This is a genomic window from Streptomyces sp. NPDC045899 (assembly GCF_056431485.1).
Window position 1 is genome coordinate 22,815 of sequence record NZ_JBWKKP010000006.1, and the last position, 6,000, is coordinate 28,814.

Consider the following 6,000-nt stretch of genomic DNA (forward strand, 5'->3'; position numbering starts at 1 on the left):
CATGCTCATATCAACACCGCAGGCACGCGGCAGTCACATGATCGACCGAACAGGTCCTAGACGTCGTAGCGTTCGACGGAGAACCGGTGCAGATGGTCCGCGACCCACTGGGAGGTGCGGCGCAGGCCCTCCGTCAAGCCGATCTCCGGCCGCCAGCCCGCCCATTCCCGGGCGCGGGAGTTGTCGGACAGCAGCCGCTGCACCTCACTGCCCGCCGGGCGCAGCCGTGCCGGATCGACCACGACGCGCGCGTCCCGGCCCGTGGCGGCGATCAGCGCCTCCGTGAGGTCGCCGATGGCGATCTCCCTGCCGGTGCCGAGGTTGACCACCTCGCCGAGTGCGCGGTCGCAGTCGGCCAGTGCGAGGAATCCCGCGGCCGTGTCCGTGACGTAGGTGAAGTCGCGGGTGGGGGTGAGCGACCCGAGCCGTATCTCCGGGACACCGGCGTGGAGTTGGGCCAGGATCGTGGGGATCACGGCGCGTGAGGACTGGCGCGGGCCGTAGGTGTTGAACGGCCGCACCACCGTGACCGGCAGATCGAAGGCGTGCGCGTACGACAGGGCCATCATGTCCGCGCCGATCTTCGAGGCGGAGTACGGCGACTGGGGCTGGAGGGGGTGGTCCTCGGCGATGGGAACGGTGAGCGCGGTGCCGTAGACCTCGCTCGTGGAGGTGTGGAGCAGCCTGCGCACGCCGTACCGGTGGCAGGCCGCGGCGATGTTCTGGGTGCCGGTGACGTTGGTCTGCACATACGCCTCAGGCGCCTGGTAGCTGTACGGGATCCCGATGAGCGCCGCGAGGTGGAACACCGTGTCGCAGCCCGCCACCGCGTCCATCACGCGACCCGCGTCCCGGACGTCCCCGGCGATCGTCTCCACGGGACTCCCGGGACCGAGGTGGTGGGCGAGGTACCCCGCCTCGCCGTACGGCTTGTAGTGGACCAGTGCGCGGACCCGCGCGCCGCGCTCGACGAGGAGGTCGACGAGTGTGCTGCCGATGAAGCCCTCGGCTCCGGTCACCAGGACGGTGCGGCCGGACCAGGACGATGTGGTCGGATCGGTCATGAGGTGTAGTGCTCCTTCGTGCGGGAACGGGGTTCGGTCGGTGCGGGCCCTTCAGCGAGCCGCAGCACCTTGGCGGCCAGGAGGTCGGCGGCCCGGGCGTGGGTGCCGGGATCGGCGGCGTCGCCCATGGCGGCCAGCCGCGCGGGGTCGTTCAGCAGCGGCTCGGTCAGCGCCGCCAGGTTCTCCGGGGTCGTCTCGCCGTCCGGCAGCAGCAGGGCGGCGCCGGCGTCGGCGAGCACACGGGCGTTATGGGTCTGGTGATCGCCCGGGGCGTGGGGGTAGGGCACGAGGACGGCGGGGACACCGGTGGCCGCCAGTTCGGCGACGGTCGCCGCGCCGGCACGGCACACGATGAGGTCCGCCGCCGCGTAGGCGAGGTCCATGCGGTCGAGGTAGGGCACGGCGTGTGCGATCCGGTCGCCGCCCTCGGCGGCGAGCCGGGACCGCACCGCGTCGAGGGCGTCCGGGCCGGTCTTCAGCAGCAGCCGGACGTCCGTCCTGGCCCGCCAACGCCGGGCGAGGCCCACGGCCGCTTCGTTGAGGCGCACGGCACCGAGACTGCCGCCGTTGACCACCAGCAGCCGCACCCCGTTGGGTACGCCGAACGCGAGGCGGGCGGCCGCGCGTTCGGCATGCCGGTCCAGAGCGGCGACCGGACCGACCATCGGCATGCCGACGGTCTCGGCGTTCACCCGGGGTGGCAGATGTGCGCGGGTGCGGTCGAAGGCGAGCGCGATGTGCGGGGTGAGGCGGGCGGCGAAGCGATTGGCCCTGCCGGGAACGGCGTTGGACTCATGGATGACGCTCGGCAGCCCGGCGAGCCGCGCGCCCACGATGACGGGAGCGCTGGGATAGCCGCCCATGCCGACCCCGATCTGCGCCCTCTGTTCGCGCATGATGTTCCGGACCTGGGCTCCGCAGCGCAGCAACGCCGCGGGCAGCAGATAGCGGCGGGCGCCGAGCGCGGGGTCGAAGGGGATCATGTCGACGGTGTGCAGCCGGTATCCGGCTTCGGGTATGAGCCGGGTCTCCAGACCGCGTTCGGTGCCGACGAAGCTGATGTGCGCGGACGGATCCGCACGGCGCAGGGCCTCGGCGAGCGCGAGGCCGGGATAGATATGGCCCCCGGTTCCGCCTGCCCCGATGACCACGGACAGCGGCCGCGCCGGGGCGGCGTGCGGGAATGCGTTTGGCTTCGGCATGGAAGCCAGGTTGGGATACGCGGCTAAGACGGATTTAAGAACGGGATGACCCGCCTTGGGCGGTATGGGTGCCGCGCCGCTGACGTGCCACCGGGTGTGCCGCTCTGCGTCTGCCGCTGGGAACCGATGCTGCGGCCCCGACGTGGAGGTCCCGCCACCTTCGCGCGCGGGTTGACCCTGACGCAGGGGCAACCTCTCAGCATGGTCGGCATGACGACGAGAAGGAACGCGATCGGCGCCGATGGGCCGCCCACGTCATCTGGCGATGCGGCCCGGGACGGCGGAGGGAGCAGCGGGGCGCGGTGTTTCACGGTCCGCCACGACGGAGTCACGATCCCTGTGTCCATCGGTGGCCGAGGACGGCCTCTGGTCCTGTGTCCTGGGCTCAACTCCACACAGGCTGACCTGCGTGAACTGACCGAGGCGCTGCGGCGCGATCATCAGGTGGTGACATTCGACCTCAGGGGCCACGGCCTCGCGTCCCCGGCAGCCTCCCGGTACTCCTTCGACGACTTCCTGAGTGATCTTGTCGCCGTGATGGCGGAGTTCGCATGGCCTTCCCCGCCTGTGCTCGTGGGCTACTCGCTGGGTGCGGATCTGGCCGTGCACTACGCGGCCGGGCGTCCGGATTCCGTGGCGGAGCTCGTCTTGATCGACGGGGCGAACCCGCTGCCGGAACCGTTCATCACCGAGGCCGATCTGGAAGAGTTCCGCGCGATGGCGGAACGCCAGGCGACGCGGCGGGATTCCGAAGCGGCCGAGGGAAGCGCGCACCAGGTGGTCCTCACCGCTGGGGACATCCTCGACCTCGGCCTCGAGATCGATGGGGTGAGGTCCGCGATCCTCGACCGGTACCGAAGGATCCGCCGACCGATTCACATGATCATGTCGACCGCGATCGGGGGAGGCGGCGCGGAAGCCCGTGCCGTGTGGCGCAATCAGCTCTGGCAGGCGGGTGTCGAGCGGCTTGTCCGTGAGCTCCCACATGTTTCCACCAGCCGGCTCGACGCCGACCACAGGCTGGTCTTCACCCACGCTCCGGAGATCGCGGACATCATCCGGACGCTGCCCCGCCCAGCCGGCGGGGCGATGTCGTGAACGGCCCGAGGAGACTGTTCCCATGCTGACCATCGGGGAGCTGGCGTCATACGCCGGGGTGACGGTGCGCGCGGTGAGGCACTACCACGCCACGGGGCTGCTGCCGGAACCGGAGCGTGACCACTCCGGCTATCGGAGATACGACGCCGCCGCGCTGGTCGAGCTGATCAGGATCCGGACCCTCGCCGAGGCCGGGGTGCCGCTGGCACGCGTGCGGGAGCTGCTGCACGCCGACGAAGGGCAGTTCGTCGCGGCGGTCGCGGATATCGACAGGCGGTTGCGGGCGGAAATACGGGAGCGGCAGCGACTCCGCGAGCGGATCGCCCGCCTCGCCTCCGGGGACCATCTGGTGTTGCCCCCGGACGTAGTCGCCCTTCTCGACCGGCTGCGGGCGCTGGGGGTCGACGAGCGGGTCGTCCGGGCCGAACGTGATGGCTGGATCCCGCTGGCCGCGCGCTCACCCGAGCGGGTACCGGAGTGGGCGGCACGCAAGGTGGAGCAGATCGCCCATCCGCCGTTCGTCGACTTCTATCTCGCGCTGGGCGAGGCACTGGACCGGCCCGACGACGACGCACGGCTCGTTGAGCTGGCTGACCGGGTGTCCGCGTGCTTCCTGCGGCTGGCCGACGAGCGGGGAGAGGACTACGTCGACGATACCGACCTCGAACCACGGCTCGTCGACCTCATGGACACCTGGGTGTTCGCCAACCTGCCGTCGGCCGCTCGGTTGGTCGAGCTGCTCGAGGCGCGAGGCTGGACGGGATGGACCAGACTCGAGCGTGTGCAGCCGACTGGGGATGGTGCCGGAACCGCTCAGGAAGACACACGATGAACCTCTACGGTCACGGCCGGAGAGACGGATCTCCGTGCACACCGGGGCTGGGGTGGGACCGGGGCGTTTTGGTTCCCACCGGCACCCCGTGGCGGGACCTCCCCGCCGAGTACGGGCCGCGGGGCGAGCGTACGACGGTGGCAGAGGGAGTCCCGCAAGCATGAACCGCGGTCACGACCCGGCTATGCCGAGCAGGATCTGCGCCAGTTCGCGTGGCTGGGAAAACATCGGCCAGTGGCCGGTGTCCATCTCGATCAGCCGCCAGCACCCGTTGGTCAGCAGCTCGGCTACGTCGTCGCTCGGCTCGGGATCACTGAGCGTGCACTTGATGTAAGTCGTCGGGAGATCGCCCAGCGGCCTTGCCAGCACGGCGGGTTCGGTCAGCGTGGCACCCGGGTGCGGCGTCGACCCGCCCACGATCCGTTCGATCTGGTCATCGGTGAGACCGTGGCCCTGGAAATGAGCCGCAGGTGCGGAAGGCCAGAATCCTCCGTTCTCGGCGATCGATGCCCGCACCATCGCTCCGCCGTCCGGCCAGGCGGAGACGAACGGTTCACCATCGGCCGGAACACTCGAGTCAACAAAGACCACGTGCGCTAGCCGGCCGCCGATGCGCCCGGCGGCCTGACCGCTCGGGATACCTGAGTAGCTGTGACCTACCAGGACGACTTCACGCAGGTCCTGGCGCTCGACCTCATCAACGATGTCCTGGACATGGGTCTGCTGCCCGGCGGGCACGCCTTGCTTCTCAGCGAGACCGGACAGCGTCAGCGGGTGGACGCCATGGCCGCTCGGCCGCAGATGCGGCACCACCTCGTCCCACGCCCACGATCCGAGTCGCGCACCTGCGATGAGCACGAAGTTCGCCATGGCCGCACCGTAGCGGAGCGGCCTTGGCAACCGCTCCGGGATTACTGTCGGTCAACGCCCCAGCGGCAGACGTTCGATGGCCGGCAGGGCGGCATCGTCGTCGAGGTCGCCGCCCGCGTGCCGCCGGAGGTCGGCTCGCACCTGGTCCACGAGCTGTTCCAGCGGATCCTCGCTCTATCGCGCCATGCGTTCGGGCAGGGGGCAGGGGGCGGATCAGCGTGCGCTGGGCGGCTTCGGCGACGGAACGCACCTGTGTCAGCTCCCGCTCACGGCGCTGCCGGATGGAGCAGGCCAGCAGGCCAGCAGGCTCGCCAGGCCGACGGCGAGCAGCGCGATGTTGATGATCTGGGACGCGGACGACCCCAGCGACCGTCGAACAGGTCCAGGAGCGCGTTCACGCCCATCGTCGTGGCGGCGACGGCCGCTGTGACACCGAGACCGCAGATCGCGGCGGCGAGGACCGGCGCCGCGGCGAGGACGGGCCCCAGCCGCAGCCAGTCCGGGGTGACCGCCTCCACCAAGGCGATCACGGCGATGAGCGCGAAGGGCGACAGCGGGGTGAGCCGGTGGAGCCGGACCCGCGCCATCGCCGCTGCGGCCGGGGACGCCGCGCTCTCCTGCACGGTGCTCTCTCCCAACGCGGGGTGAAGCGGTGCCGCGGAGATCGCGGACGCCCCCACGCTGGGCGCGACGGGAGAACGGGGGTGCGGCCGAACGGGCCGTGAAGACCGGGACGAAAGTCCTGAGACGCTCCGGGCGCCGGCAGAGCGCACGGTTGAGCGGAAACACCGGCCTGACCTGCGGTGGCGCAGCCCGTCCGGCTGCGCCTGTGGTGCGGAGAGGGGTGGGGGGGGGGGGGGGGGGGGGGGGGGGGGACGGGGGGGGGGGGGGGGGGGGGGGGGGGGGGGGGGGGGGGGGGGGGGGGGGGGGGTAC

6 protein-coding genes are annotated in these 6,000 nt (G+C 71.2%); 2 read left to right on the forward strand and 4 right to left on the reverse strand.

Features of this window, described 5'->3' with window-relative positions:
* Positions 1-56 precede the first annotated feature (56 nt).
* Positions 57-1,064 (reverse strand): SDR family NAD(P)-dependent oxidoreductase, encoded by a 1,008-nt coding sequence (locus AC07FT_RS10840; protein WP_479175734.1) that lies wholly within the window; start codon positions 1,062-1,064, stop codon positions 57-59.
* Positions 1,061-2,266, reverse strand: coding sequence for a UDP-N-acetylglucosamine--N-acetylmuramyl-(pentapeptide) pyrophosphoryl-undecaprenol N-acetylglucosamine transferase (locus AC07FT_RS10845; protein ID WP_479175736.1), 1,206 nt, complete (start codon positions 2,264-2,266; stop codon positions 1,061-1,063). The genes AC07FT_RS10840 and AC07FT_RS10845 overlap by 4 nt, the downstream gene beginning before the upstream one ends.
* Positions 2,267-2,605: 339 nt before the next feature.
* Between AC07FT_RS10845 and AC07FT_RS10850 the strand changes: the two genes are divergently transcribed.
* Together AC07FT_RS10850 and AC07FT_RS10855 are read left to right on the forward strand one after the other, a co-directional pair.
* Positions 2,606-3,364, forward strand: coding sequence for an alpha/beta fold hydrolase (locus AC07FT_RS10850; protein WP_479175738.1), 759 nt, complete (start codon positions 2,606-2,608; stop codon positions 3,362-3,364).
* 22 nt (positions 3,365-3,386) lie between these two features.
* Positions 3,387-4,196, forward strand: coding sequence for a MerR family transcriptional regulator (locus tag AC07FT_RS10855; RefSeq protein WP_479175740.1), 810 nt, complete (start codon positions 3,387-3,389; stop codon positions 4,194-4,196).
* Between the two features lie 171 nt (positions 4,197-4,367).
* Here AC07FT_RS10855 and AC07FT_RS10860 read toward each other — a convergent pair whose 3' ends face one another.
* Positions 4,368-5,066 (reverse strand): alpha/beta fold hydrolase, encoded by a 699-nt coding sequence (locus AC07FT_RS10860; protein ID WP_479175741.1) that lies wholly within the window; start codon positions 5,064-5,066, stop codon positions 4,368-4,370.
* 266 nt (positions 5,067-5,332) lie between these two features.
* Complete coding sequence (locus AC07FT_RS10865) at positions 5,333-5,689, reverse strand: hypothetical protein (protein WP_479175743.1); 357 nt, start codon at positions 5,687-5,689, stop codon at positions 5,333-5,335.
* Between the last annotated feature and the right edge of the window lie 311 nt (positions 5,690-6,000).